The organism is Colwellia sp. MB3u-4, from assembly GCF_014077065.1.
Classification (GTDB): Bacteria; Pseudomonadota; Gammaproteobacteria; order Enterobacterales; family Alteromonadaceae; genus Cognaticolwellia.
Map to the genome: position 1 here is coordinate 64,254 of NZ_JACGVE010000068.1, position 25,839 is coordinate 90,092.

The 25,839-nt window shown below is 40.0% G+C and carries 25 protein-coding genes; 24 read left to right on the forward strand and 1 reads right to left on the reverse strand.

Annotated elements, in window-relative coordinates; genetic code table 11:
• Nucleotides 1-142 precede the first annotated feature (142 nt).
• From rpsF to H4J61_RS04040, 5 genes are all read left to right on the forward strand, one after another.
• Nucleotides 143-586 carry a 30S ribosomal protein S6 gene (gene rpsF, locus H4J61_RS04020; protein ID WP_182136657.1) on the forward strand — a complete coding sequence of 148 codons (444 nt, stop codon included), beginning with the start codon at nucleotides 143-145 and terminating at the stop codon, nucleotides 584-586.
• Between the two features lie 7 nt (nucleotides 587-593).
• Nucleotides 594-926, forward strand: coding sequence for a primosomal replication protein N (gene priB / locus H4J61_RS04025; RefSeq protein WP_404842473.1), 333 nt, complete (start codon nucleotides 594-596; stop codon nucleotides 924-926).
• 64 nt (nucleotides 927-990) lie between these two features.
• Complete coding sequence (gene rpsR, locus H4J61_RS04030; RefSeq protein ID WP_077283912.1) at nucleotides 991-1,218, forward strand: 30S ribosomal protein S18; 228 nt, start codon at nucleotides 991-993, stop codon at nucleotides 1,216-1,218.
• 20 nt (nucleotides 1,219-1,238) lie between these two features.
• A complete protein-coding gene (rplI, locus tag H4J61_RS04035) occupies nucleotides 1,239-1,691 on the forward strand; it encodes a 50S ribosomal protein L9 (protein WP_146879299.1) in 453 nt (150 codons plus the stop codon).
• Between the two features lie 459 nt (nucleotides 1,692-2,150).
• Entirely contained in the window at nucleotides 2,151-4,001 is a 1,851-nt protein-coding gene (locus H4J61_RS04040) for an EAL domain-containing protein (RefSeq protein WP_182183869.1), read from the forward strand.
• Here H4J61_RS04040 and H4J61_RS04045 read toward each other — a convergent pair.
• Complete coding sequence (locus H4J61_RS04045) at nucleotides 3,955-4,899, reverse strand: 1-aminocyclopropane-1-carboxylate deaminase/D-cysteine desulfhydrase (protein WP_182183872.1); 945 nt, start codon at nucleotides 4,897-4,899, stop codon at nucleotides 3,955-3,957. The genes H4J61_RS04040 and H4J61_RS04045 overlap by 47 nt on opposite strands.
• Before the next feature lie 131 nt (nucleotides 4,900-5,030).
• Here H4J61_RS04045 and H4J61_RS04050 point away from each other — a divergent pair, with 131 nt between their 5' ends.
• The 19 genes from H4J61_RS04050 to H4J61_RS04140 all read left to right on the forward strand — a co-directional run bounded on the left by H4J61_RS04050 (nucleotide 5,031) and on the right by H4J61_RS04140 (nucleotide 25,782).
• Complete coding sequence (locus tag H4J61_RS04050) at nucleotides 5,031-5,939, forward strand: MSHA biogenesis protein MshI (RefSeq protein ID WP_182183875.1); 909 nt, start codon at nucleotides 5,031-5,033, stop codon at nucleotides 5,937-5,939.
• Nucleotides 5,932-6,528: a PilN domain-containing protein gene (locus tag H4J61_RS04055; protein ID WP_182183877.1), complete on the forward strand. Its 597-nt coding sequence runs from the start codon at nucleotides 5,932-5,934 to the stop codon at nucleotides 6,526-6,528. Before H4J61_RS04050 ends, H4J61_RS04055 begins: the two co-directional genes overlap by 8 nt.
• Nucleotides 6,529-6,532: 4 nt before the next feature.
• Nucleotides 6,533-7,231 carry a type II secretion system protein GspM gene (gspM, locus tag H4J61_RS04060; RefSeq protein WP_182183880.1) on the forward strand — a complete coding sequence of 233 codons (699 nt, stop codon included), beginning with the start codon at nucleotides 6,533-6,535 and terminating at the stop codon, nucleotides 7,229-7,231.
• A complete protein-coding gene (locus tag H4J61_RS04065; protein ID WP_182136650.1) occupies nucleotides 7,224-7,547 on the forward strand; it encodes a hypothetical protein in 324 nt (107 codons plus the stop codon). The genes gspM and H4J61_RS04065 overlap by 8 nt, the downstream gene beginning before the upstream one ends.
• The gene (gene mshL, locus H4J61_RS04070) at nucleotides 7,544-9,253 is read left to right on the forward strand and encodes a pilus (MSHA type) biogenesis protein MshL (RefSeq protein ID WP_259363084.1); all 1,710 of its coding nucleotides are present in this window, start codon (nucleotides 7,544-7,546) and stop codon (nucleotides 9,251-9,253) included. The genes H4J61_RS04065 and mshL overlap by 4 nt, the downstream gene beginning before the upstream one ends.
• A gap of 11 nt (nucleotides 9,254-9,264) precedes the next feature.
• Entirely contained in the window at nucleotides 9,265-10,173 is a 909-nt protein-coding gene (locus H4J61_RS04075; RefSeq protein ID WP_182183882.1) for an ExeA family protein, read from the forward strand.
• The gene (locus H4J61_RS04080) at nucleotides 10,170-11,282 is read left to right on the forward strand and encodes a lipopolysaccharide assembly protein LapB (RefSeq protein WP_182183885.1); all 1,113 of its coding nucleotides are present in this window, start codon (nucleotides 10,170-10,172) and stop codon (nucleotides 11,280-11,282) included. The genes H4J61_RS04075 and H4J61_RS04080 overlap by 4 nt, the downstream gene beginning before the upstream one ends.
• A gap of 1 nt (nucleotide 11,283) precedes the next feature.
• A complete protein-coding gene (locus H4J61_RS04085; protein WP_182183887.1) occupies nucleotides 11,284-12,999 on the forward strand; it encodes a GspE/PulE family protein in 1,716 nt (571 codons plus the stop codon).
• A gap of 11 nt (nucleotides 13,000-13,010) precedes the next feature.
• Nucleotides 13,011-14,249 (forward strand): type II secretion system F family protein, encoded by a 1,239-nt coding sequence (locus H4J61_RS04090; RefSeq protein WP_182183889.1) that lies wholly within the window; start codon nucleotides 13,011-13,013, stop codon nucleotides 14,247-14,249.
• 28 nt (nucleotides 14,250-14,277) lie between these two features.
• The gene (locus H4J61_RS04095; RefSeq protein WP_182136645.1) at nucleotides 14,278-14,784 is read left to right on the forward strand and encodes a hypothetical protein; all 507 of its coding nucleotides are present in this window, start codon (nucleotides 14,278-14,280) and stop codon (nucleotides 14,782-14,784) included.
• A 268-nt stretch (nucleotides 14,785-15,052) separates the two neighbouring features.
• Nucleotides 15,053-15,670 (forward strand): prepilin-type N-terminal cleavage/methylation domain-containing protein, encoded by a 618-nt coding sequence (locus H4J61_RS18045; RefSeq protein WP_182183891.1) that lies wholly within the window; start codon nucleotides 15,053-15,055, stop codon nucleotides 15,668-15,670.
• Between the two features lie 70 nt (nucleotides 15,671-15,740).
• Complete coding sequence (locus tag H4J61_RS18050; protein ID WP_182183893.1) at nucleotides 15,741-16,262, forward strand: prepilin-type N-terminal cleavage/methylation domain-containing protein; 522 nt, start codon at nucleotides 15,741-15,743, stop codon at nucleotides 16,260-16,262.
• Nucleotides 16,263-16,652: 390 nt separating this feature from the next.
• A complete protein-coding gene (locus H4J61_RS18055; RefSeq protein WP_182183896.1) occupies nucleotides 16,653-17,150 on the forward strand; it encodes a prepilin-type N-terminal cleavage/methylation domain-containing protein in 498 nt (165 codons plus the stop codon).
• 34 nt (nucleotides 17,151-17,184) lie between these two features.
• A complete protein-coding gene (locus H4J61_RS04115; RefSeq protein ID WP_182183898.1) occupies nucleotides 17,185-17,706 on the forward strand; it encodes a prepilin-type N-terminal cleavage/methylation domain-containing protein in 522 nt (173 codons plus the stop codon).
• Nucleotides 17,696-18,271, forward strand: coding sequence for a prepilin-type N-terminal cleavage/methylation domain-containing protein (locus tag H4J61_RS04120; protein WP_182183900.1), 576 nt, complete (start codon nucleotides 17,696-17,698; stop codon nucleotides 18,269-18,271). The genes H4J61_RS04115 and H4J61_RS04120 overlap by 11 nt, the downstream gene beginning before the upstream one ends.
• Nucleotides 18,271-19,152: a PilW family protein gene (locus H4J61_RS04125; protein WP_182183903.1), complete on the forward strand. Its 882-nt coding sequence runs from the start codon at nucleotides 18,271-18,273 to the stop codon at nucleotides 19,150-19,152. Before H4J61_RS04120 ends, H4J61_RS04125 begins: the two co-directional genes overlap by 1 nt.
• Nucleotides 19,142-19,627 carry a pilus assembly PilX N-terminal domain-containing protein gene (locus H4J61_RS04130; RefSeq protein ID WP_182183906.1) on the forward strand — a complete coding sequence of 162 codons (486 nt, stop codon included), beginning with the start codon at nucleotides 19,142-19,144 and terminating at the stop codon, nucleotides 19,625-19,627. Before H4J61_RS04125 ends, H4J61_RS04130 begins: the two co-directional genes overlap by 11 nt.
• Nucleotides 19,628-20,923: 1,296 nt before the next feature.
• Nucleotides 20,924-24,481, forward strand: a complete 3,558-nt coding sequence (locus tag H4J61_RS04135; RefSeq protein ID WP_182183908.1) for a LamG domain-containing protein — start codon at nucleotides 20,924-20,926, stop codon at nucleotides 24,479-24,481.
• Between the two features lie 257 nt (nucleotides 24,482-24,738).
• A complete protein-coding gene (locus tag H4J61_RS04140) occupies nucleotides 24,739-25,782 on the forward strand; it encodes a rod shape-determining protein (RefSeq protein WP_146879278.1) in 1,044 nt (347 codons plus the stop codon).
• The last annotated feature ends 57 nt before the right edge of the window (nucleotides 25,783-25,839 follow it).

Consider the following 25,839-nt stretch of genomic DNA (forward strand, 5'->3'; position numbering starts at 1 on the left):
AAAACAATATACAGCATCTTCTTGCCTTTTTTGCTCATTTTCCCTACAATACGCCTCCTTAATTCAGCCTGAACTTTTGTTCCTTGCCTCAACTGGTGTTGGCTGAGCCAGACAATGAGGCTACAACCGTAAGGAGCTCGTAATGCGTCATTACGAAATCGTATTTATGGTTCACCCTGATCAGAGTGAACAAGTACCAGCTATGATTCAGCGTTACAGTGACATCGTCACTAATGCTGAAGGCAAAATCCACCGTCTTGAAGACTGGGGCCGTCGCCAATTAGCTTACCCAATCAATAAATTGCACAAAGCACACTATGTTTTAATTAACATTGAAGCGCCTCAAGCAGCTATTGATGAACTAGAAACTTCTTTCCGTTACAACGATGTAGTTATTCGTAACATGATTATGCGCACTAAAGACGCGGTTACTGAAGCTTCAGCTATGGCTGTTGCTAAAGAAGACCGTCGTGATGAGCGTCGCGAAGTGAAGAAAGAGGTTACTGAAGCACCAGCTACTGAAGCATCAGATGTTGAAGCACCAGTTGCTGAAGCACCAGCAGAAGAAGCTGCGAGCGAAGAATAAGTAACCTGTGACCAATTCTCTACCTATGAATAATAGCCAAGAGAATTGCTTGGTGTTGACCGGACAGGTGCTAAAAGTACCTAAAACGTCAACCAGCCCAGCGGGTATTCAACATTGTCAGTTTTCAATGGACCACAAGTCCATACAAAATGAAGCGGGCATGAACAGACAAGCGTTTGTTCGAATACAAGTTGTTGCAACAGGTAAAGTGTCACAACACTTAACTCGTGATTTAATTGAAGGCTGTAATGTTAGAGTGACTGGTTTTATAAACCGTCATGAATCTAGAAACGGAAATCCGCTTTTAGTATTACATGCCCAACAAATTGAAATGATTTAATTTAGGCTATTTTTATTTAACGGTGTTTTCACCTTAATAACTTAAGCCATATTAGGAGAAATCCATGTCTCGTTTTTTTAGACGTCGCAAGTTCTGCCGCTTTTCAGCGGAAGGTGCTGCTGCAATCGATTATAAAGATACAGCTGTACTAAAAAACTATATCACTGAAAGTGGTAAAATTGTTCCTAGCCGTATTACTGGTACAAGTGCTAAATATCAACGTCAACTTGGTCGTGCGATCAAGCGTGCTCGTTACTTAGCATTGTTACCATATACTGATTTACATAAGTAACCTAATAAGGGGTTTTGAAAATGGAAGTAATACTTCTTGATAAAATCGCCAAATTAGGCGGCCTTGGTGACAAGGTAACAGTTAAATCTGGTTACGCTCGTAACTTTTTATTACCTAAGGGCAAAGCTGTTTTTGCCTCTAAAGCAAACGTTGAGCACTTTGAAGCTCGTCGCGCTGACTTAGAGACTAAACTAGCTGAGCAACTAACTGCTGCACAAGCACGTGCGACTAAATTAACTGAATTAGCTGAAATCACTATCGCTTCTAAAGCCGGTGACGAAGGTAAATTATTTGGTTCAATTGGTACACGTGATATTGCTGATGCAATCACTGAAGCTGGTGTTAAAGTTGTTAAAGCTGAAGTACGTTTACCATTAGGTAGCATCCGTGAAACAGGTGAATTCGATATCGTAATTCACGTGCACAACGATGTAGATGCAACAATTAAAGTTGTTGTTATTGCTCAAGCTTAATTGCCTTAAGTAATCATCTATTGAAAACCCTGAATTTGATATGAATTCAGGGTTTTTTTATGTGTAAAATATTAGGCATCGATAAAGCAGTTATCCACAATAGCTTTTCAAAAAAATGCTAACAAGCAGTTTTATTACTATTAAAATAAAGCAGTTAAAGAAAAATCATCAACAAAAAATTAAAAATATATTGATTTTTTATGGTCTACAATTAATTGAATTAGCTTGATATAATACAAGGTATTAAAAGAACCTTGTTAAACCAAGTTAATTAATTACCTGTTCATTTTAAGGGTTAAAATGAAAAACACGGCGTTATAAAATTTATCAGTAGCAAAATTACTGATTAAATTTTACGCCAAGTATTTAGCCATTTTCACATAAAAAAGTAGAACACTTAATTAATCAAATTGATATTAAGTCGCTCTTAAAGAAGATTTATTTAGCAATGGAGTGCTCATGTCGGCAAAGGCTAAACTAATAGAACAACTTAAGATAAAATCCCTGTTTATGATAATGGCAGTACTTTATCTATTGGTTTGTGTTTTTTCAGTGCTAGCGGTTTACCAAGCGCAGAATAGCCAACACCATACCCTAGAAGCATTAGCGCTCAATAACCAGCAATTAGAAAACCTTGCCAGTAAAACCGCTTTGTTGAATAGAAGTTTTGCTCGATTAGCACTAAAAAAAGAAAGCAATTCTCGCCAGTTGGCTATTACTAACAGTCGCTGGTATCTAAGTTTTCAACAACCCATTTATTTAGTCTTTACCTCGCCATTACACCTTTTTTTTACCCTAGTATTATTTGTCATGGGCTGGCTACTGCAAAAAAAACTACAGGAAGAGTTAGTTATCAAGCTTAAACCTTTACAACAATTGCAACGTTGGGCCAGTCTCACTCTAATGCAGGGCTCGGCTAATACACTTGCTATTGATAACTCATCGCAAGAGATAGAAGCTATTACCTTGGCCATTCGTCAATTACAGCAGCAAATAAATGACAATACTGCTAATGATATTGCTTGGGATAAAAGTATTCGATCTAGCGCTTTACTGGATCAAGAAACCCGTATTGGTAACCGAGCATTTTTCGATAATAGATTACAAGCTTTGCTTAAAGAGGAAGATGCTCAAGGGGCAGTGCTTTTGATCCAATTTAAAGAAATAGACTTGGTACAAAACTTATATGGCTATCAGCAAGCCATGTCGCTTTTATTAACCCTTATTCAAGTCACTAAGCAAAGATTACAAGACCAGCCTGGCTATTTTCTTGCGCGGCACAGCAGTGATGAGTTATCGGTGTTATTACCCAATGTTTTCATTCAGGATGTTGAGAAATTCGCGGAGCTATTATTGAAAAAATTAGAAACTGTAGTGATGCCGGTCGGGATCAATCAAGAAGAGTCTGTTCACATCGGCGTTAGTTATTTTGGTGCTGAGCAAATACCCTATCAAATAATGTCAGAAGCGGATATGGCATTACGTGCGGCGCAGTTACAAGGGCCTTCTCAATGGTTTATGTTTGAAGTGGGTGAGTTAGCTGTAGTTAAAGCGAAAGGGTCATTAAAATGGCGCACCTTGCTCAATGCGGCGATAAACGGCAATGGTTTTGTCATCTTTTTTCAGCCTGTTATTGCCAGTGATAGTACTAAAGTTTTGCATCATGAAGTGCTATCAAAAGTTAAAGATAAAAATGGCGTTTTGATCAGTGCCCGTGTTTTCTTTCCCATGGCACAAAAATGTGGACTTATGGTGCAAATAGATTTGATCATCCTTGTACAAGTTTGTCGTATGTTAACGGCCAAAAAAGCACAACAAAAGAAGTGTAGTATTAATGTTTCGATAGACTCGTTATTATCCGCTGGGTTTGCGGAGAAATTTCTCTCAATCTTGTGCAGCTTCCCTGAAGTCAAAGACCAGCTAATGATCGAAGTTAGTGAGTATCAGTTAGTTAATCACTTGTCAAAATTACAACCCACGTTAGCCGCTTTAAGCACTGCAGGGGTGAAAATAATCGCTGACAAAGTGGGTCAATATGTTGTTAGTGCTCGCTATATTAATATCTATCCTATCTATGCGATGAAATTACACCGTAGTATTGTGATAGACATAGATAAAAAAATAGAAAACCAAGTATTTATTCAAAGTTTGAGAACCCTAGCCGCCGCCAAAAACATTCCAGTTTACGCCTTAGGGGTTGAAAGAAAAGCCGAATGGCGTGCTTTACTGCAACTTGGTATAAAAGGTGGTCAAGGTCACTTTTTTACTGAGCCGGTGGCACAGGTAGCGCAGGCCATTGCGCTGGATTAAGTAAACCACGTTCAAACATACCAGCGAGACCTTGCAAGCCACCTGTATGTAGCAGCACAATACGATGATACGCGGGGAAATAGCCAGATTTGATCAGTTCAAGTAGTGCTAAAATCATTTTCCCTGAATAAACTGGTTCAAAATCAATACCGACTATGTCACTAAAATGGCGTATTTCTTCTGCATCTTGCGCACTAAACTTAGCGTACCCGCCCCGATGAAATTGATGCACTATTCGCCAGTTTTGCAGATCTTTATCGCTGGGCGGTAATAGCGCCTTTACTTCATCTTCAAGATAACCTTGTTGTTTTAGTACCGCGATGCCTAAGAGATTATGTTGTGCTTGGTCGCCAATAATAAGCCCTGCCAGCGTACCACCACTGCCTACTGGGGTTATAATGGTATCAAATTCACTTTGTAGTTTTAACTCATTCATCACTTCAGCAACACCGGTTAACGCGAGCGCATTACTGCCACCTTCAGGGATAATAAAGTGGTTAGGGTATTGCTGCTGCAACTGCTGTAAGTAGCTGTCTTCAGAGCGCAGACGATAGGTTTTTCGGTCAACAAAAGACAACTGCATGTCCCAATGCTTAGCCCAGGCTAGAGTATAATTGTTTTGATTGTGCTCTTCGCCACGAATAATGCCAATAGCAGGCAATTGCTGCTGTTGACAAGCGAGTGCACAAGCATGAATATGATTTGAAAAACAACCGCCAAAAGTTATAACACCTTGAGCTCCAATAGATTTTGCGTAGCGTAAGTTGTATTTAAGTTTTCGCCATTTATTACCAGAAATAATTTGATGAATGTGATCATCACGCTTAACCTGTACGGTTATTTTATGCTGAGTAAAAATTGGATGAGTAATAGGTTGTAAAGCTGATAAAATAGGCATAAATTTTGCATCTTATTTTTTATCTTATTTTGTAGTTTAAGGGATGAAGTAATGAAAAACACTTGCACCGAGAATAGAATCAGCGATAATAGTTTTATGATCAAAGCTAAAAAAAATAATAATATCGCTTAATGTCAATTATTACACGTATAAAAAGTGCTTTCTCAAAAGTAAAATCCACTGACTTGATTGGTGTAGCTTTGCGACAGCAATCGATTAGTTATTTCGTTAGAAAGACTGATGAAAGTAAAGGTAAAGTTTTTGAAAATAAAGGCGATGCAATTGCAAAAGCACTAAAGGCTTTGGTAAGTGTTGAACCCTTGTCAGGACAATGTCACTTAGTGTTGGCACACGCTCATTCGCAAATTGTACAAGTAGATAAGCCTAATGTGCCAGCGGCCGAAATAAAGGCTGCTTTGAAATGGCAAATAAAAGACTTGGTTAGCATAGCACCTGAAAATATGATGTTGGATTACTTCGATGGCCCAACGTTGGCCGGGGGGCATGAAAAAATTAATGTGGTTTGCGTCGCTAAAAATGATCTGATGGAGCTAGTCTCCATATTCAACGATGCACAACTCAACATAAATAGCATAACCACTGAAGAGTTTGCCTTTGCAAGCTTACTGCCGATGCAACAAGACGCCGTATTGTTTGTTTGCCAGCAGCCTAATGAAGAAATAAATCTTTTAATTGTTAAAAACGGCCAACTATTTTTCAGTCGACGCTTGCGTGGTTTTGCACACATTGCTAATAAAAGTGAAGATGAATTAACTATGGGTATTATCGACTCTCTGAGTTTAGAGATTCAGCGTTCTACTGATTACTTTGAGCGCCAATTAAAACAAGCGCCCATCAAAACTATTGAAATTTTGCTACCTTTGGAACAAGAAGCATTTTTAGCCCGTAAGTTGGCGGAAAACACCAATGTAGAGGTTAAATTGTTTGCTATGCCAGAGACATTAGAGAGCCTTCGAGGCAGCGCCGTCGCTATCGGCGCAACACAGTTAAATTTTATGGAGCCAAATCAAGGTGGCTAAACATTCAATAAATTTATTGCAGGCTGAACTGCAAACAGTGAAAGCGTTATGGACACTGAACCGTGTTGTGGCACTATGGGGAACGACTCTAGTTGTTATGCTCGGGTTGATTTTTATCGTTCAACTGCAAGTGGGTCACTTAACTACAGAATTTGCAACCGCAAAATCTGTCAATAGTCAGCAAAAATTACAGTTAAAAAATTTAGAATCGGCCATTAGCAATAATCGTCAAGACACTGAGTTACTCGCGCAACTCAATACCATTAAGCTAGTCATTGCAAATAAACAGCATTTACACCAACAATTAACCGATCCAACAAAAACCTATAGTGCCGGTTTCTCTAGGGCGATGGAAGAACTAGCAGCGTTGCACGATAATGATATTAGCTTACAAAAAGTTAATATTGGTCATGGTAATATGACGTTTTCAGGCCTTGCACGTACCCCTGACGCCGTACCTAATTGGTTGTCTGGCTTTGAATCATCAACTTTTCTGTCAGGTCAGCGATTTATTAATTTTTCTTTAACGGAAAATGAACAAAAATTAACTGAGTTTGTGGTTAGCTCTGCACAAAGTAAAGGAGAGTAGCACAATGGCACAGTGGTTGGCTTACAGTGAGAAATTCAGCAATACCACACCACGTGAGCAATATTTAATTATTGCTAGCGGTTTAGTGGCAATAATTTTCATCTTGTATAGTTTGTTTTTGGAGGCAGCAATTCAGCGTGTTGAACAGCTTAATAAACAAGTAGTACAAACTGAGCAAAGCAATAAAAACAATCAGGATTCGATCCAAGTATTAGAGCAAGCATTAAATGAAGACCCTGATGTTGCTTTGCGAAAACAGTTAGTACAATATCAAGCTAAACTTGGTGGTATTGACGAGGGCTTGCTCACGTTAACCTCTGATTTAATTGATCCTATTCAAATGCGTTATGCCTTGATCAAACTATTAAAGTTACAAAAAGGCGTGAAATTACTTTCATTTAAAGTGCTTCCTGCCAGTGTGGTAACACAAAGCAAAACTAACTCTTCAACTGATAAAATAGCAACTGCGACCGTCGGTGACATCAAGGCACAGACCCAGCAATTACAGTTATATCGTCATGGCATTAACATTAAGCTGCAAGGGCAATATTTTCAGTTAAAAGATTATTTAACCCAAGTAGAGAGTTTGTCTTGGACATTTTTTTGGCAAGAATTTGACTATCAACTAAAAGAGTATCCAGTAAGTGAGCTAGAAATTGAAATTTATAGCTTAAGTACAGCACAGGAGTTTATTGGTGTATAAAATTATACTCGTTGCATTACTGCTATTTTTGCCTCAATACGCAAATAGTCAACAGGTTGATCCCACTAAGCCTTTTGGTGCAGTAGCCTCAGTATCAACGAATAGTAGTGAAAAGAGCACAAGGTTAGTTTTGCAGTCAGTTATCAAAAGTAACAACAACAAAAAAGCGATTATTAACGGTCAAGTACTTAATGTTGGTGATAAATATAAAGGCTTTGCATTGATTGCAATCAATGCCAATGGGGTGGTATTAGATTCACCACAAGGTAGAATGGAATTATCAATATTTTCCAGTGTTATAGCGAACTCACAATGAAAAAAGCATATAAAAATAAAAAGCAGCCAATGAAATTGTTATGTTGTTCAGCAATACTGGTATTGGTGGGTTGTCAGTCAGCGCCCAAACCGCCAACTGATGTAACACAAGCATTAGACAAAGCGATCGCTCAAGCCAATCAGCCGGCAGCGCCTAAACCCCTGCAAGCTTTACCCAACTCTGTTCGTCAAGAGCTTATGCAAAAAGAAATTCAACAAGCCCGTCATGGCTTATTAGCAGAAAAACGTCTAGAAATTGCCGCCAGTGGCGTTGCCGCTGAGCAGTTTTTAGCCGCTATTGTTGATGATTCACCTTACAGTATTGCGGTTCATCCTGACGTTACTGGCACCATCACCCTAAATTTAAAAAATGTTACCTTAGATGAAACTCTTGACGTGATTGAGTCACTCTATGGCTATGATATTCGCCGTGAAGGCCGCGTTATTCAAGTGTATCCGGCAGGTATTCGTACTGAAACTATTCCATTAGACTACTTGTATGTTAAACGCAGCGGTATCTCTAGTACTAGCGTCAACTCGGGTGGCGTTTCTGGTAATGATTCCAGTAGTGGTAATTCAAGTGGGGGCAGTAGTAATAACGGTAATAGCGGCAACAGCGGTAGCAATAGTGGCAATAACGGTAGTAATAGCAGTAATCAAAGCGGTAGTACGAGTAGTGGTGTAAATATTTATACTGAAAATGAATCTGATTTTTGGTCTGAATTAAAAGTAACATTAAGCGCATTGGTTGGCAGTGAAAATGGTCGCTCTGTGATTGTATCGCCCCAAGCCGGCCTGATTACCATTAAAGCCATGCCTGCTGAGATAACCGCAGTTAAACGCTTTATTGAAAGTACCGAAGAGCATTTACGCCGTCAGGTAATTATTGAAGCGAAAATAATGGAAGTTACCTTAAACGACGACTACCAACAAGGCGTAAAGTGGGATCAAGTGCTAGGGCACATTGAAAGCACTAACATTGATTTTTCAACAACGGGCAATATCGCAGGTAATGCTATTACCTCGGCCATTGGTGGCGTAACAAACTTAAGCTTCCTCAATAAAGACTTTAGTGGCGTGATTGAATTACTATCAACACAAGGTAATGTTCAGGTACTTTCTAGCCCGAGAATTACCGCCACTAACAATCAAAAAGCCATCATCAAAGTCGGTGAAGACGAGTATTTTGTTACTGATGTCTCCACCACCACCACCACAGGGACTTCAACCACAACGACACCTGAAATTGATTTAACGCCATTCTTTTCAGGTATTGCTCTTGATGTAACGCCGCAAATTGATGCTGATGGTGAAGTTATTCTTCATGTTCATCCATCGGTCACCATCACGGATGAGCAAACAAAAACTATCCGTTTAAGTGATCAAGATATTATCTTGCCTTTGGCACAAAGCAGTGTGCGTGAATCCGATACCATTATTCGCGCTAAATCAGGTGAAATTGTTGTCATTGGTGGTCTGATTGAAACCCGTAAAGTTGACTTGGAGTCTAAAACACCTTTCTTTGGTGATATTCCCATTGTCGGCGCATTATTTAAGAGCAAAAGTGAATCGGTGCAAAAGAAAGAGTTGGTTATTTTACTTAAACCGATTGTTATTGGCCAAGACACTTGGAAGAATCAATTACAAGATGCACGAGCTTTATTAAAACAGTGGTTCCCTGAAGATGCAGACGCAGCTAGTAATTAAGTTATAACCCTATGTATTTTAATCATTTTGGCTTAAGGGAATTACCCTTTACCCTGACCCCAAATACCAATTTTTATTTAGGTTTAGAGTCTCACAACGAGGCACTAGCTGTGCTGTTTACCGCGCTAAAAACCGGTGAAGGTTTTATTAAAGTAGTGGGTGAAGTGGGTACAGGTAAAACCTTAATATGCCGCAAATTGTTAAATGAAATACCGGATAATTTTGTTACTGCTTATATTCCCAATCCCTATTTAGAGCCTGATGAGTTACGCCGTGCGGTAGCGGTTGAGTTAGGTATTCAACAGGCACAAAGTATGTCGGTGCAGCTGTTAACTCAACGTATTCAGCAACGACTATTAGAGCTAAACAGTCAAGGTAATTCAGTGGTACTGATCCTCGATGAAGCGCAAGCGCTACCTGGTGAGAGTCTTGAGGCATTGCGCTTATTTACCAATATTGAAACCGAAACCCGCAAATTATTACAAGTGGTTTTATTTGCTCAGCCAGAGTTAGATGAAAGGTTGGCTGAAAAGGCCTTTCGGCAATTAAAACAACGTATTACATTTTCTTATCAATTGCGCCCGCTGAATACATTTGAGGTCGAACATTATATTCAACATCGATTACAAGTGGCGGGCCATAACGGCGCCCCTTTATTTAGTCGGGCTTTGGCAAAAAAAGTGGCTAAGGTCAGTGGTGGTATTCCAAGGCTGGTTAACATTATTTGCCATAAAATGCTGATGCTTGCTTATGGCGAAGGTCGTTATCAACTCACCAATAAACATTTAAGCCGAGCGATAGAAGATACTGAAGGTATGCAAGACAACACACCAGGAAAATATTATCTCATTAGCTTATTAATCGTGACCGTTTTGGCTGGTTTATACTTTTCGTGGGATATTTTGGGGACCTTGTTATGAGTGTCATTAACCAAATGTTAAAAGATTTAGATAAGCGTCAAAACGAGCAGCAAAGTGCGGCTAATCTAGCTGTTTCTGGGCCAACAAAAAACTCAAATAGTAAGCTGATTCTCGTCATAGTTACTGCGATTATTATGTTGAATGTGGCGGGCATATTTGGCTGGCAACTTTACAGTGAAAACCAGCAATTAAGAATGCAAGTACAGCAAGAAATCATGAGGCTGGCGACAGAACAAAATTTAGCCGCAACCAAGAAGCATAAAATATCGGCTACACAGCTAGCAGAAGCAAAAGCGCCAACGGCTATGGTTGCATCAAGCTTGCCAAGCCCAAGCCCTAAAGATAACCGTGCCTTGGCGAGTAATCTCCAGCAAAAAGTTGAAAATAAAGCCATCAGCATAGCCACGAAAATGACAGAAAAAAATGTCGTGCCTGTAAAGCCCTCGCCGCTTCAAGTCGCCGATAATAGTATTGAACTTGAACCGATTAATGCAACGCTGCAAGCTAAGTCAAGTTTAACTATTTCTCGCACACAATTATCACCACAAGACTTGGCAGCTAATAAAATTTCTGAAGCTGAGCAAGCCATGGAACGCAATAATCTGGCTAAAGCTGAAGCGTTATTTGAAGAAGTGCTGCTCGTTATGCCTGAGCATGAAACCGCACGTAAACAGTTAGCGGCCTTATGGTACGGCAAAAAAGCTTATCGAGATGCGATCAACCTGTTGTCGCAAGGTATTGCACTAGCACCACAAGCACAAGAAATGCGTTTAATGAGTGCTCGCATTTACTACGAACAAGGTCAGGCACGGGAAGCATACAATATATTACGGCCAATAAAAGCCAGTAATAGTGCCGAGATACAAACACTATTAGCTAACACCTCGGCAGAACTGAATGAGCATAACAGTGCCATTACCGCTTACCGAAAATTAATAACATTAGAGCCTGATGTAGGTCGATGGTGGTTAGGCGTTGCAGTTTCATTGGATAGTATGGGCAATTTTGTGCCCGCAAGAGACGCTTATAAGCAAGCAATAGCACGCAATAATTTATCTAGCAGTGCGATGAAATTTGCTCGAGAACGCCTGATAGAGTTAGGAGAATAATATGGCAGCACCTAAATTAAAAATGCGTTTGGGCGATTTACTTGTTTACGAAAACATTATCAGTAATGAGCAACTGATGGAGGCGTTAAGCAGCCAAAAAACCAGTGGCCGAAAACTGGGTGGTGCTTTAATTGAGCTAGGCCATATTAACGAACGACAACTACTCGAGTTTTTTGCCCAACAACTCGATGTGCCTTTTTTAGATATAAGCCAACGTAGAATTCCAGCTGAAGTGGCTATATTGTTACCTGAGGTGCACGCACGGCGTCTACGTGCCATTGTTATTGAAGACCAAGGTGACTCTGTGCTAATTGGCATGAGCGATCCGGCTGATTTAAGTGCCCTTGATCAACTAGAGCAAATGTTAGCACCAAAGCGTTTAAAGCTGTCTGTGGTGATGGAGTCACAACTCTTCAATGCCTTTGATGGCTTGTATCGACGCACGGCAGACATAGAGTCGTTTGCGAGTCAATTAGAGGAAGAATATGATCAAAGTAGTAACTTTGATATGTCAAACAATTTCCTTGAAGAAGGTGGTGATGCAACCGTTGGCAAGTTATTGCAGTCAGTGTTTGAAGATGCGGTGCAAATGCGCGCCTCTGATATTCATATTGAACCAGATGAAAACGCTCTGCGCATTCGCCAGCGTATTGATGGCGTGCTGCAAGAAAATATCTTAAAAGAAAATAAAATTGCCTCTGCGATGGTTTTACGCTTAAAACTCATGGCCGGCTTAGACATCTCAGAAAAGCGTTTACCTCAAGATGGTCGTTTTAATTTAAAAATTAAGGGCCATAATATCGATGTGCGTATGTCTACCATGCCAGTGCAATATGGTGAGTCTGTTGTTATGCGTTTACTTGATCAGTCAGCGGGTTTACTGTCGCTCGATGAAACCGGTATGCCAGAAGACTTTGTTAAACGTATTCGTCATCAAATTTCACGACCACACGGCATGGTGCTAGTTACTGGCCCAACCGGTAGTGGTAAAACCACCACCTTGTATGCGGCATTAAGTGAACTTAATAAAGCCAGTAAAAAAATTATCACAGCAGAAGACCCGGTAGAATATCGCTTACCGCGGGTTAATCAGGTACAAATTAACAGTAAAATTAACCTGACCTTTTCCAGTGTATTACGTACCGCCTTACGACAAGATCCTGACATTCTCATGGTGGGTGAGATGCGCGATCAAGAAACGGTAGAAATTGGATTACGAGGCGCATTAACCGGTCACTTAGTGTTATCAACACTACATACCAATGATGCCATCACCAGTGCTTTACGTCTTTTAGATATGGGTGCGGCAGGATTTTTAGTCGGCAGTTCGCTGCGCGCTATTATCGCTCAGCGCTTAGTACGTAAAGTGTGTGAAAGTTGCCGTCAAGCTTATCAACCCGAACAACAAGAAATTATGTGGTTGTCTCATCTGGTTGACGATGATATTAATGCCCTTAAATTTAGCCATGGTCGAGGTTGTCAAACTTGCCAATACACAGGATATAAAGGCCGTATTGGTGTTTTTGAGTTATTAGAAATGAATGAACCCATGATGGCGGCTTTAAAGCGTGATGACACCGAAGCTTTCACCCAAGCCGCTAAACAACATCCAGGGTTTAGGCCTTTAGCATTAGCTGCATTCGACTACGCTAAACTGGGTGTCACCAGTGTTGAAGAAGTACTGCGTTTAGTAGAAACCGTTGATGTCACAGGATAAGTCATAATATTATGCCCGCATTTAATTATATTGGCCGAGATGCTAACGGTAGCCAAGTCAAAGGTGTTATTGAAGCGGCAAACTCTGCTCTGGCGGCAGAGCAATTGTCTCGTAAACGTATTATTCCCATATCAATAGAAACGGCAAAACAGGCTAATACAGCGGTTGCTGGTAAAGATATTGATATCGAGGATTTATTAGGGCTTAATCAAGTTACCCTTGATGACGTGATTGTTTTTTGTCGACAAATGTATGCCTTGGTCAGATCAGGTGTGCCTATTTTAAGAGCCATTAAAGGGATGGCTGAATCGAGTACCTCAGTAAAGTTAAAGTCAGCGTTACTTGATATTTCAGCACAATTAGAAGGCGGCTTTCCCCTGTCAACTAGCTTGCACAAACACCCAAAAATATTTAATCCTTTATTTGTCTCATTAATCCATGTTGGCGAAAATACCGGTAATCTCGACGAAGCCTTTTTAAAGCTTGCCGGCTATTTTGAGCGCGAGCAAGAAACCCGAAAACGTATTAAAACCGCCTTACGTTATCCCAGCTTTGTGTTAATTGCCTTAGTGGCTGCGTTAGTTATTTTAAATATTTTCGTTATCCCCACGTTTGCTAATATGTTCGCCAAACTAGGCGCTGATTTACCTTGGGCAACAAAAATGCTCATTGGTAGCTCAAGCTTTTTTCTTAATTATTGGCCACATATGCTAATAGCCAGTATTGTCGGCATTTTTTCACTGAAACGTTATTTAGCCACACCAGATGGCATGTATGCTTGGGATAAACGCAAATTAAAATTGCCGATTGTTGGCAGCGTTATTGAACGCTCAATTTTGTCACGCTTTGCCCACAGTTTTTCTATTATATTGCGTGCGGGTGTACCCATGACCACCGGCTTAACCTTAGTGGCTGACGCAGTTGACAATACTTATATGCGCGATAAGATTTTGGCGATGCGCAGCAGTATTGAAAGTGGCGAAAGTTTGTTACGTTCATCGGCAACCAGTGGCTTATTTACCCCGTTGGTACTGCAAATGATTGCCGTTGGTGAGGAAACAGGCCGAGTTGATGAGTTATTAGCTGAAGTGGGTGATTACTACGAGCGCGAGGTAGATTACGAGCTAAGTACCTTAACCGCACGTATTGAACCTATTCTCATCGCCATAGTTGCCGCCATGGTGTTAGTATTAGCCTTAGGTATATTTAGCCCAATGTGGAATATGATGTCAGCCTTTCAAGGCAAGTAAGTTTATTTGTTATTAGGAGGCAAAGATCATGACATCATTACAAGTGGCAAATAAAAGTGAAAAGTCATTAACCGAAATTTTAGTGGTGGTGGTGCTCGTCGGGTCATTAATGGCGAGTTTTATTTTTTACTTTTTTAAACAGCAAGGGCAAATAAGCCAGGCCGGATTTTCATCAATAGCGCAAGTTTTCGCCGCGCGAGTCAATGGTATTCGTGGTCAATGGTTTATGGATTTAAAACCGCGTTTTGTTCGCCTTGCCAGTAACCAAATTCAACCTGATGGCGGTCTTTTGATGCAAGTGCCAGTGAATAAATGGGGTTGGGTCGATACCCATGATCAAGCTTTGTTGTGTCAAATAATTTGGCACTATGTGATGGAAGCACCTTTGTTGTATATGAAAGATCCTATTAGTGCTGTTTTGGTTGAGCAGCAAAAGCAAGTGCTGCCATATTGCCAATATAGTCTACCCAGTGGTGAGTATTTCACTTATCAGCGCCATAACGGCAAAGTGAGTGAAATTAAATTAACATATTAAGTTGGCATATTAAATGCATTGTATTATCTGTTGAGTAGCAGGTTTTGTAGCCTTTAGTAAGCATTTAATAAGCATTTAATAAGCATTTAACACGTAATGTGAATAAGTAAGTTACATTGTTGACATTTAGTTGTTAAAATGGCAACAAAGAATGGCAGTAAAGTTAGTTGTCAAAATGGCATTAGCGCTAGTTGTTAAAATAACATTACAATCGTTAAGATAATCAAGTCAATATTATTTATGATTGAGAAAACGTCAAGAGGTGGTTATGAATAAGCAGTCAGGTTTTACCCTTATAGAACTAGTTATTGTGGTGGTGATCTTAGGCTTTTTGGCGGTTACCGCAATTCCTAAGTTCCTCGACTTAACTGATCAAGCTAAGCAAGCCAATATTGAAGGCATGGCCGGCGGTTTCGCCACAGCTGTTTCGTTGGTGCGTGCTCAATGGGAGGCTGAAGGTCGTCCAAAAGATGCCACCAGCCAAAATATGGTGGATTATGACGGCACAGATTTAATATTGACTACAGAAACAGATGATATTCGTCCTGGTTATGTGGTGTCTTCAGTTGCGGGTCAAAATAATGGCGCAGCATTAGACGGTAACTTTACCAAGGCAAACTGCGTGGATATATGGCAAAGTATTTTTCAACAGCCACCGCGTTTAACTGACACCATTGCCACATTAAACAGTGACAACACCCTAGATTACCTAGCTGATAAGTCGGGTTCGGGAGCAACAACTTTATGTCATTTTTATTTGAAAGAAACCTTAAATAAAGATGCCAATAATGACTTTGCTGATCCCGGTGCTTCAACTAGCACAGGTAACAGTTTTACTTACCAACCAGCTGATAGTTCAGTGGTTGTTTATATCAACAATAATTAATTAATACTAATTAATTAACACTAAATAATTAACACTAAACAATTAATTATTAACAACAAAGGTTTATGTTATGAAGCAGTTAACAAATAATAGTTTTAGCAAGCAAAAAGGTTTTACCCTAATTGAATTAGTGGTCGTTATTGTTATTTTAGGTATTTTAGCGGCAACAGCTGCGCCTAAGTTTATTAACATACAAGATGACGCTAATACCGCAACATTACAAGCGGTTAAGGCATCAATGCAAACAGCTAGTGCATTGGTGTATAGTAAATCATTAATTGCAGGTAATCAGGATACAGCTGCTGCAGATGCGCCCACTGTAAAAATAAACGGTTCAGATTTACCTATTAATTATGGTTATCCTTTAGCTGATTATGGCACTACAGCTACAGATCCTAATTGGACTAATATAATAGAGGTTGGAGGAGACTTCACTACAGTATTTGTTACTCCTAATTTTTATGTTTATCCTACAGGTAAGGACGCCCCTACAGCCGTAACATCATCTGATACTAATAATTGTTTTGTTTATTACACCCAAGCAGCTAATGCAGGTGATCCACCAACCATTACAGTAGTTGATTGTTTGTAGTCGCTGATATAGCAAAGCAAATTTTAATAAAAGAGAGCTAAGCTCTCTTTTTTCTGTTCTGGGCTACTTAGTCCATTATTCAAGAATGAAACAATTCAAGGATAAAAAATTGGCTTGTACAAAATAATACAGGCTAAGTGTGCGCTTTATATGCGCTTTATATGCGCTTTATATGCGCTTTACATATTAAGGGTATAAGCTAGCTGAATAGTTAAAAAACTAAGCGTTTTTAGTACCTGCCATTTAAAGGTAAATAACTTGTAGAACAGTGGTAATATATTTTGAAGGCTAATTAGATTAAGCTGATTAATAGTCATATATTTATCGCTTAAGCTTTAATGGTTTTAGTATTTTGAGTTATTTAATAAAAGGGCAGTAAAGGTAGTTAATATGAATTCCAAAGGCTTCACCTTAATCGAGCTGATTGTCGTTATTATTATTATTGGCATTTTAGCAGCCACCGCCGCGCCTAAATTTATTAATTTAAACGCAGATGCACAAACGGCGACATTGCAGGGCGTTAAGGCGACATTGCAGGGTGCTGCGGCTAAGGTACATAGTAAGTCGCTGGTTAAAGGTAATCAAAAGCTTGTCACTGGTACGGTTAATATTGGTGACGGTGGTGGGGCGGCTAATGATGGTGAATTAGCTATTACTTTTGGTTATCCAGTAGCCAATGAAGACGACTGGCAACGATTGCTTAGTCTTGATGTCGCCGATTTCAAGTATCTTCAATTGGCTGGTACAGGGGGAAATGGAGATGTTATCGCTATCTATCGTAGTGATGTTACGCCGCCCACGAGCACAACGGACCCTTGTATGGTTTATTATGTTAAGCCGGCTAGTGCAGGCAGTAAACCTTCTTTTATATTAAACGACTGTATTTAGTGCCTTTGATATAGCTATTGCTGGTGGGGTAAATGTGAATATTTTTAACAGTCTGAAAAATAAAAGCGTAAATCAGGGTTTTACTTTGATTGAACTGATTATTGTGATCATTATCTTGGGCATTCTCTCAGTCACAGTAGCCCCTAAATTTTTCACCGCTAAGGGCTTTTCAGAATACGGCTATCGTACCGATGTGATAGCGAAATTACGCTTGATTCAAATCAAAGCCATGCAACAAACTCAAGCCGCACCAGACCCAGAAAACGAGAACCGATGCCACACTGTCTTGCTAACCGATAAAAAGTTAGGCACGCCTGATAACTGTGTTGACGAGCTAAGTTTTAACAGTACATGGCAAGATAGTACTACAAAAGTGAAGATAGCTGACCAAGACGATGTCATCTTTTCTGGGGAAAACATAACTGACAATAGCTTTTCATTTGATAGTATGGGCCGACCATCCTCCTCCTGTAATGCTCCTTGTCAAATCACCATTAAAGGTGAGCAAACTATCAGTGTGCAAATAGAGTCAGAAGGTTATATTCATGCGCTTTAAGCAAAAGGTATCCCCAACATTGACCCTGCCCACTAAAGCATCACAGCAAGGTTTCACCCTCATTGAAATCATTGTCGGTATTGTGGTGTTATCAATTGCCTTTTCGATATTTACCACGTTAATTTACCCGTTAGCTAATCAAAGTGCTAAGCAAGTACATCAAATTAAAGCGGCAGAACTTGGCCAGTCGATGATCAATGAAATTATTGCTAAAGCCTTTGATGAAAATTCTGATAAGTCGGGCGGTATTTATCGCTGTGGTGAAAGTGGTGCAACAGCATGTTCTTCAACGCTAGCTGATGAAGAGTCAGGGGCAAGAGAGCGATTTGATGATGTTGATGATTATAATAATTTATCAATAATGGAAAGTTCGTTGGGAGGTGATGACTCTCTAAACGATATCTATGTTGGTTATCAAATTAACGTTAAGGTGATCAACGATAGTGATTACGATGGCGACCATGACGATGAGGATGACATCTCTACCGCCAAGCTTATTACGGTAACCATCACCACACCGCAAGATTTCGATTTTGTTTTTGCGGTATATCGGGCGAATTTTTAATGTCTGGATCTAAAAATAACCTGAAAAATCATCCTAAGTATCAAGCTAAAAATCAGCAGGGCTTTACTTTAATTGAGCTAGTCACCGTGATTGTTATATTAGGTGTGCTGGCGACCGGTATTAGCTCATTTCTTCGCTTTGGCACGCAAAGTTATACCGATGCTGCAGACAGAGATGCCTTAATCTCTACCGCGAGATTCGTGGTGGAAAGGCTTAATCGTGAAGTTAGAAACGCATTACCTAATAGCATTCGTACTATCGGCGGCGATAAGAATCCATGCTTAGAGTTTGTGCCAATCGATAAAAGCGTGATTTATCTTGATATTCCTGTGGCACCAGAACCGGCAAGTGATAGTGTTGAGGTGCTTATGTTGGCAGGTGCTTTATCATCACAATATGTTGCTGTTTATGCGTTAAATAGTGACGATATATATAATAAAAAATCCGGTGTTATTGAAAAATTTTTACCATTTTTACCAGGAGATTATTCCGGCGATAGGCAAGTTGTATCAACAATAAGATTTGATAGCGAGATTAGATTTAATGAGGAATCGCCAACCGAACGTTTGTATTTTATTGGCTCACCGGTAAGTTATTGTGTTGAAGATCAAGCTATTTATCGTTACCAAGCTTATGGTTTTGGCAATTACGATTACGATAGCGATGGCAGGCCACTTAGGCCACTTATCACCAAAACTACTGAGAAAGTGTTAATGGCAGAATATGTCGATAATTATTCATCGTCTGGCACTGTTCTTCCCTTTAAAACCAGTGCAGCGACGTTACAACGAAATGGCTTAGCACTCATCAGGTTGAAGTTTGCTCGTAACCTAGAAGAGATTGTCTTTAATAATGAGATACAGGTGCCGAATGTTCCATAAACAATCGTTTATACTAACAAAATTGCCTCGCAAATTGCTTAGCCAATCAGGAAAGCCCCGATACCCAAATCAACAAGCGGGTAGCGCATTAGTTATCGCTATTTTTGTGATTATTGTCCTGTCAGTGCTCGGCGCCGCTTTAGTGAAAATGTTAGACTCGAGCCAAGAAAGTGTCGCCTATGAAGTATTAGGAACACGGGCTTATACGGCAGCACAGAGTGGCTTACAGTGGCAGTTGGCTGAAGTATTTCCGTTAAACGGCCCTGCCATTGCTTGTAAGGCTGATATTAACAATTCCCCCCTTATTTTTGACAATACGCTGGGCTTAGCACAGTGTAAAGTTAGTGTTAGCTGCGATGACTTTGATCGAGATAATGGTATTCGTTATTACACAATCACTGCCACTGGCACCTGTGTTATTAACAACGAAGAAACCTCAAGAAAAATAGCGGTGGAAGCACATAGCCTGCTTTGATTTTGTATCAAACTTTCTATATCAAACTTTCTGTATCAAACTCTCTGTATCAAACTCTCTGTAACTGCCGAGATTAATCGCTAAAGACAGGATTGAAGCTAAGCAAATTATGAAGAGGAAACACTAGATACTTAGTCAAAAGCGTAACACTTAACTCGCTTTTGACCCTACTGCCTAAGATAGCCGTTGCCGCCATTTTAAACGCTAAGCATAAGCTTGACTGGGTTAAATATCTCATCAATATTTTAGCTGCAATCATAGTCAAAATAACGACTTAGCTAAATCTATTAATATCGAAGAGGGTCAAGTCGGGCTTAAAATATCCTACTAGCATCTTACTAATATCTCACCACCTATGTTGTCTCAGAGTAAATTTTTTCAGTGACAAACCCAACCGTTAAAGCCATTCAACCTGTTGCTTACTTGGCAATAGCTGCGTTTTTAAAAATAGAATATTAAGACAAGCCATGAGTCGACGGCTTTATCAGTAGGCCTTAGCTGGATTGAAATTATTGTTTATCCTCCCACATACCTGTCAGCTGTTTTACGCTATGGTCATTTTAATAGCCATATTATTGTAAATCTGATTGCTCTTTGTAGCTTTTTTGTCTTTGGCTGATTTTCACCACAATGGCAGAGTAATTTAATCAGCAGCTTACTGGAATGCTGATTTTACTCACCCTCACTTTACTTACATAGATACTTACAACGTTAACAGTCGATCTGGTATTAAGTCGTTAGAGGTGTCTGTTGTTAACTATTACGAGACCTTCTCTGTTCAAGCAGCCACAACAAAGGTGCCTGAGCCTAGCTTCTTATTGATTTAAGCCGCAGCACTTCTAGGGTTTATATGGCGTAAACCTATTCCATAATAGCTTGATAAAAATCTTACCAACCCCGTCCATTTAAAAGCAAGTAGCGACAGCCTGATTGAAGGTGAAAATAATCCCAATGACAAGGCTGTTACAGGCAAAAAACGCGATGCCAAACAAGTGACTTAAAGGAATAGGCTGAGATCAGACAGATAAAGTGAAAACAGCGGCCCTTGCCTTATTGTTACAAAAATGATAAAAAACCCCTCCTTTTTCTCTTTATTGTTAACCTCTTGTTGTTGGGGTGATAATAAATTGGCTTTGTACGAGTTTCGCAAGTATAGCCTTTTGTATTTGGGGTTCTTTTAGAGAGATGAGACAAAAGTCTCATCCGATTCAATTATTGATCAAGATGTAATTTTCAAAGCACAAGTTTAGTTCAGCTTTAAGGTCAGCTGCTTTGGATATTTAAGGGATTAAGCGTATGAAGTATTTTATTTATTTATTTGTGTGTTTGTTTTCATTTTCGGCAAGTGCCTTTGAAGATGCTGCTGTTTATAACTACCATACTCGCTCGCCGGGTAATGATATTTTTGCATTTAAGGGGGCATCGAGTGCAAATTTGCCAGATGAGTCCAATTCCCCATTAACGGAAGTTGAAGCTACTGATACCGAGTATGCCGCTTTAAAGTCTGATGACAGTACTTACCTAGAGAGTAAGGCAACTGAAGAAACAAACTTCCCATCAATGCGCTCTGTTATTTTTATAGAGCAGGAAGAATCTACTGTTACTGAACTCGATATATTGTGGAATGGTAATGTTAAAAATGATCAAAACCAAAACCAAAACCTTAGTGTTACTTTATATATTTGGAATTTCGAGAGTAAAAGCTACGAAAACATAAAATCAGAAAAATCTAATGAAGAAATTGATCTTAAATATTCGTTAACACTTGATATTACTGACTATATTGGTGGCAAGGAAGAAAATAGCATCATTTTATATGCCGTTGCAAAACCTAAGAATGGCAACAGTAATGGAAACGGCAATGGCAACAATAATGGTAATGGTATTACCCTTTATACAGACTACGTACAAGTAACCGTTACCGTACCAGAAAGCGCTAGCACCATTGCACACTATAAATTTGACGAAACAGGCTATGTCGATGATGCAGTGATAGATGAAACCGGTAACTTTAGTGCACAAGCGGTTAACGGTGCCACTACCGGCAATGAGTCACCAGCATTAACGGGCAACCCAGGTACTTGTGGTTATGGCGCATTTGACGGTATTAATGATTATATTGAACTGCCGGAGTCATTTGAAAATCTACAAAACAGTTTTACAATAACGGCTTGGATTAACCCAGAAAATGTCAACAGTGGCTCAAGAATATTTATTGATGATGAAAATAACCAACAAGGCTTTGGTTTTAGTTTAGGTGATGCTGGCAATGGCCAATTACGTTTTTTTTCGCGTGGAGTTAATCCGGTCAGTGTTGATACTACTGCCTCTATCACGGCCAATACATGGACTTTTGTTGCGGCCGTACACAATAGCGCTACTACAACAAGAACACGGCAAATATATATAAATGGGGTGGCGCAAACGCTTAATGATGGTAACACCAGTAGTACTTATAACGGTACTTGGGGCACTGACAGCGGACTTGCTAGTATAGGTGGTGAAACAAATTCATCAGCAGAAGGTGGTAGTCGTTTTAAGTTTACTGGCAAGATTGACGAAGTTCATGTATTTAAAGGTGCGCTGACAGCGACAGAAATTAAGCAGGTTTATAATCAAAAGCATGCTTGTGCAGAGCCGGCTATTGATCATTATGAAATTGTTCATGATGGCAATGGTTTAACTTGTGCGGCTGAGCCAATTACCATAAAAGCTTGTACCAATAGCGACTGTACAACTGAAAGTACTGAATCGGTCAATGTAGACTTTACTATTACCACACCAGAAGGCAACAAGGAGAAAAAAGCTTCACTAGAATTTACGGGTAGCAGCAGCTTTAAATTTAACCATGTTACCGCTGAGACGATTGTATTATCGATTGATACTAGCAATGCTGTTGAGTGCTCAGGCGTTGATACCGGTTGTGAGATGACTTTTTCTGATACTGGCTTTAGGTTTCTTTATGGTGATAGCAATAGTGAAATTATTAGCGCGCAAACGGCAGGTAAAGAGTTTGGTGAAACGGTAAAGTTACACGCTGTTAAAAGTGAAAATGGTGTTTGTGAAGGACTTTTCAGTGGTGATGTAAAGGTAAGCCTTGCTCAACAAAATATTACCCCTAACCTGGATTTTAACGCTGGTTTAGCATTTCAAACCAAGGGTATTACTATCGCAAAACATCCAAAATTTACCGATGACGTGATACTAAATTTTGGTGCTGACAGTATGGCTACTATACCAAAAGCAAATTATCTTGATGCGGGAAAAATTCGCTTACATGCTAATTATTCCAAGAACGGCATTACGCTTGAGGGTAGCTCTAATAATTTTTGGGTAAAACCAGCGCGCTTTGCTATAACGGCGACTAATAGCAACGGTGATCTCAATGGTAATAGTGCGGATAGTCAAATAAAACACAAAGCAGGTGAAAACTTCAATTTTACTGTTAGCGCATTGAACCTTGCGGGTGATTTAACGCAAAACTATCGCCAAGCAGACGGGAGGCTACAGTTAAAAGTCTCGCGAGTAGCGCCTTCACTAAACGGTGCAATTGATGGCCGTTTTACCTACGCAGCAGGGCAGTTGATCACCGCTACCCCTCTAGCTCAAGATGTAACGCTCACCAGTTTTAATGAGGGCGTGAAAGGTCAATCGGACTTTAATGGTGCTCAATATGATGAAGTTGGGATCATTAAAAGTTATGTGCAAGATATTAATTATGGTGGTTTGGGTAATAAAAATGGCCGGGTTGAAGCGAGAGGTATAGAGGTTGGGCGTTTTACGCCAGCTTATTTTAAGCAAACTGTTAGGGAAGAACATAAAGGTGATTTTGATGCTTACCCTTACCCTGATGAAACAGGGGTTTGTAGCTTTTCTGACTGGGCTTATACCGGACAACGCAGCACAGATGATAAAGGCGCTATTGCTTATAGTCTTCAACCAAAAATAACCATTACCGCATTCAATGCTAATAACGCCATCACAGAAAATTATACCTTGGGCCAGCCTGAAGGTTTTATGAAGTTGTCGGCCAGTGGTGTTGATATTAGGTTACCGACATATGATAAAGTGCAGCAAGTTGTTGACAGTACAAGCGATGCTCATGATCCCGTTGCTATTAGTGCCGTTATGCACACAGGTAGCTTAACGGCCAGTCCTGATAATGCAGGTGAATTGCTTTATACTTTTTCGAAAAATGACCATTTCAGTTATCGCCATGATGGTAGCAGTTTATTAGCGCCTTTTACGGCAAAAATCCCCTTTGTTACTGAGCAAGTTAATGATACAGATGGCATAAAACTAGCCATAAATCTCCCGACCAATAAAGTAGCAGAATCAGCCACCAAGCCCTTTGTTACCGAGGGAGTTCAAATTCGCTTTGCTCGTATGGTAGTACAAAATAGTTACGGCTCAGAGAATGCCGAGTTACGATCGCAGTTAAGTATTGAAGTCTATGATGGTGCAAGCTTTAACACGCATACCGATGAAAGTTGTGTAACGCCGCTTATTGGTAGTGAAAAGGACGGGGCTAAATACTCAGGCAATCTGGATCTTTGGGAATATCGTTTAATCGACATTGATGGAGGTGATGACATAGAGGCAATTGATACCCAAGCTAGCGTGTCAGATGATTTTTATTATGGTATTCAAAACCAATTATTTTTCTCCAAGCCCGAAGAACAAGGGGCGCTCGAATGGGAGTATCAAGTGCCCACTTGGTTAGCATTTAAGTGGAATACCTTAGACGCTAATAATGATGGGAATTTTTACGATGACAACCCAAGTGCGACATTAAGCTTTGGGACTTATCGTGGTAATGACCGAATTATCTCATGGTACGAAGTCCTCAATTAATATTACGCTTGGCTAACTTCAGATATTTATTTAATGCGATGGGGATAATGTTTATCGAATTATCTTTTTTAGTTAAATAATCTCAATATTTCATCATATTTTGTCATTGAAATAACACAAGCGCGATAGTCTGCGCTATGATAGCGTGCTAACAGTAAAAAATATCATTTGTCAGCTAATCTGTAGCGGGCAAATTAAGTACAACAATATTCTGGCAATTTGTTGCCTAGGTTATGTTTAAAGGACATTTCGACAATATGTTTAAGAAATTACGCGGCATGTTTTCTAACGATTTATCAATTGACTTAGGAACCGCAAATACCCTTATTTATGTAAAAGACCAAGGCATTGTTTTGAATGAGCCTTCAGTTGTGGCTATTCGACAAGACCGCTCCGGTGGCTCTAAAAGTGTTGCTGCCGTGGGTACGGCAGCCAAACAAATGTTAGGTCGCACACCCGGCAATATTGAAGCTATTCGTCCGATGAAAGATGGCGTTATTGCTAACTTTTTTGTGACTGAAAAAATGTTGCAGTACTTCATTAAACAAGTACACAGCAATAATTTTTTACGACCAAGCCCACGCGTTTTAGTTTGTGTGCCTTGCGGCTCTACACAAGTTGAACGACGTGCTATTCGTGAATCAGCACTAGGTGCTGGCGCACGTGAAGTGTATTTGATTGATGAGCCTATGGCGGCAGCAATTGGCGCAGGTATGCCAGTGTCAGAAGCAACGGGTTCCATGGTGGTTGATATTGGTGGTGGTACCACTGAAGTCGGCATTATTTCTCTAAACGGTGTGGTTTATTCTTCTTCTGCCCGCATCGGAGGTGATAAGTTTGACGATGCCATTATTAATTATGTACGTCGTAACTTCGGTAGTTTAATTGGTGAAGCAACCGCTGAGCGCATTAAACATGAAATTGGCTCTGCCTACCCTGGCGACGAGGTACTTGAAATTGAAGTGCGCGGGCGTAATTTAGCAGAAGGTGTGCCACGTAGTTTCACTTTAAACAGCAATGAAATTTTAGAAGCGCTACAAGAACCGTTAACCGGTATTGTTAGTGCGATTATGGTTGCATTAGAGCAATCACCACCTGAACTAGCCTCAGATATTTCAGAGCGCGGTATGATTTTAACCGGTGGTGGCGCCTTGTTAAGAGGTATAGATCGCTTACTGATGGAAGAAACCGGTATTCCGGTTGTGGTTGCTGATGACCCACTAACTTGTGTAGCTCGTGGTGGTGGTAAGGCCATTGAAATGATTGATATGCACGGTGGCGATTTATTCTCCTACGAGTAGCATACTCATTATTTATCGCCATTTTGCTTAATACCCTTATCAAATGTACTCATTGAT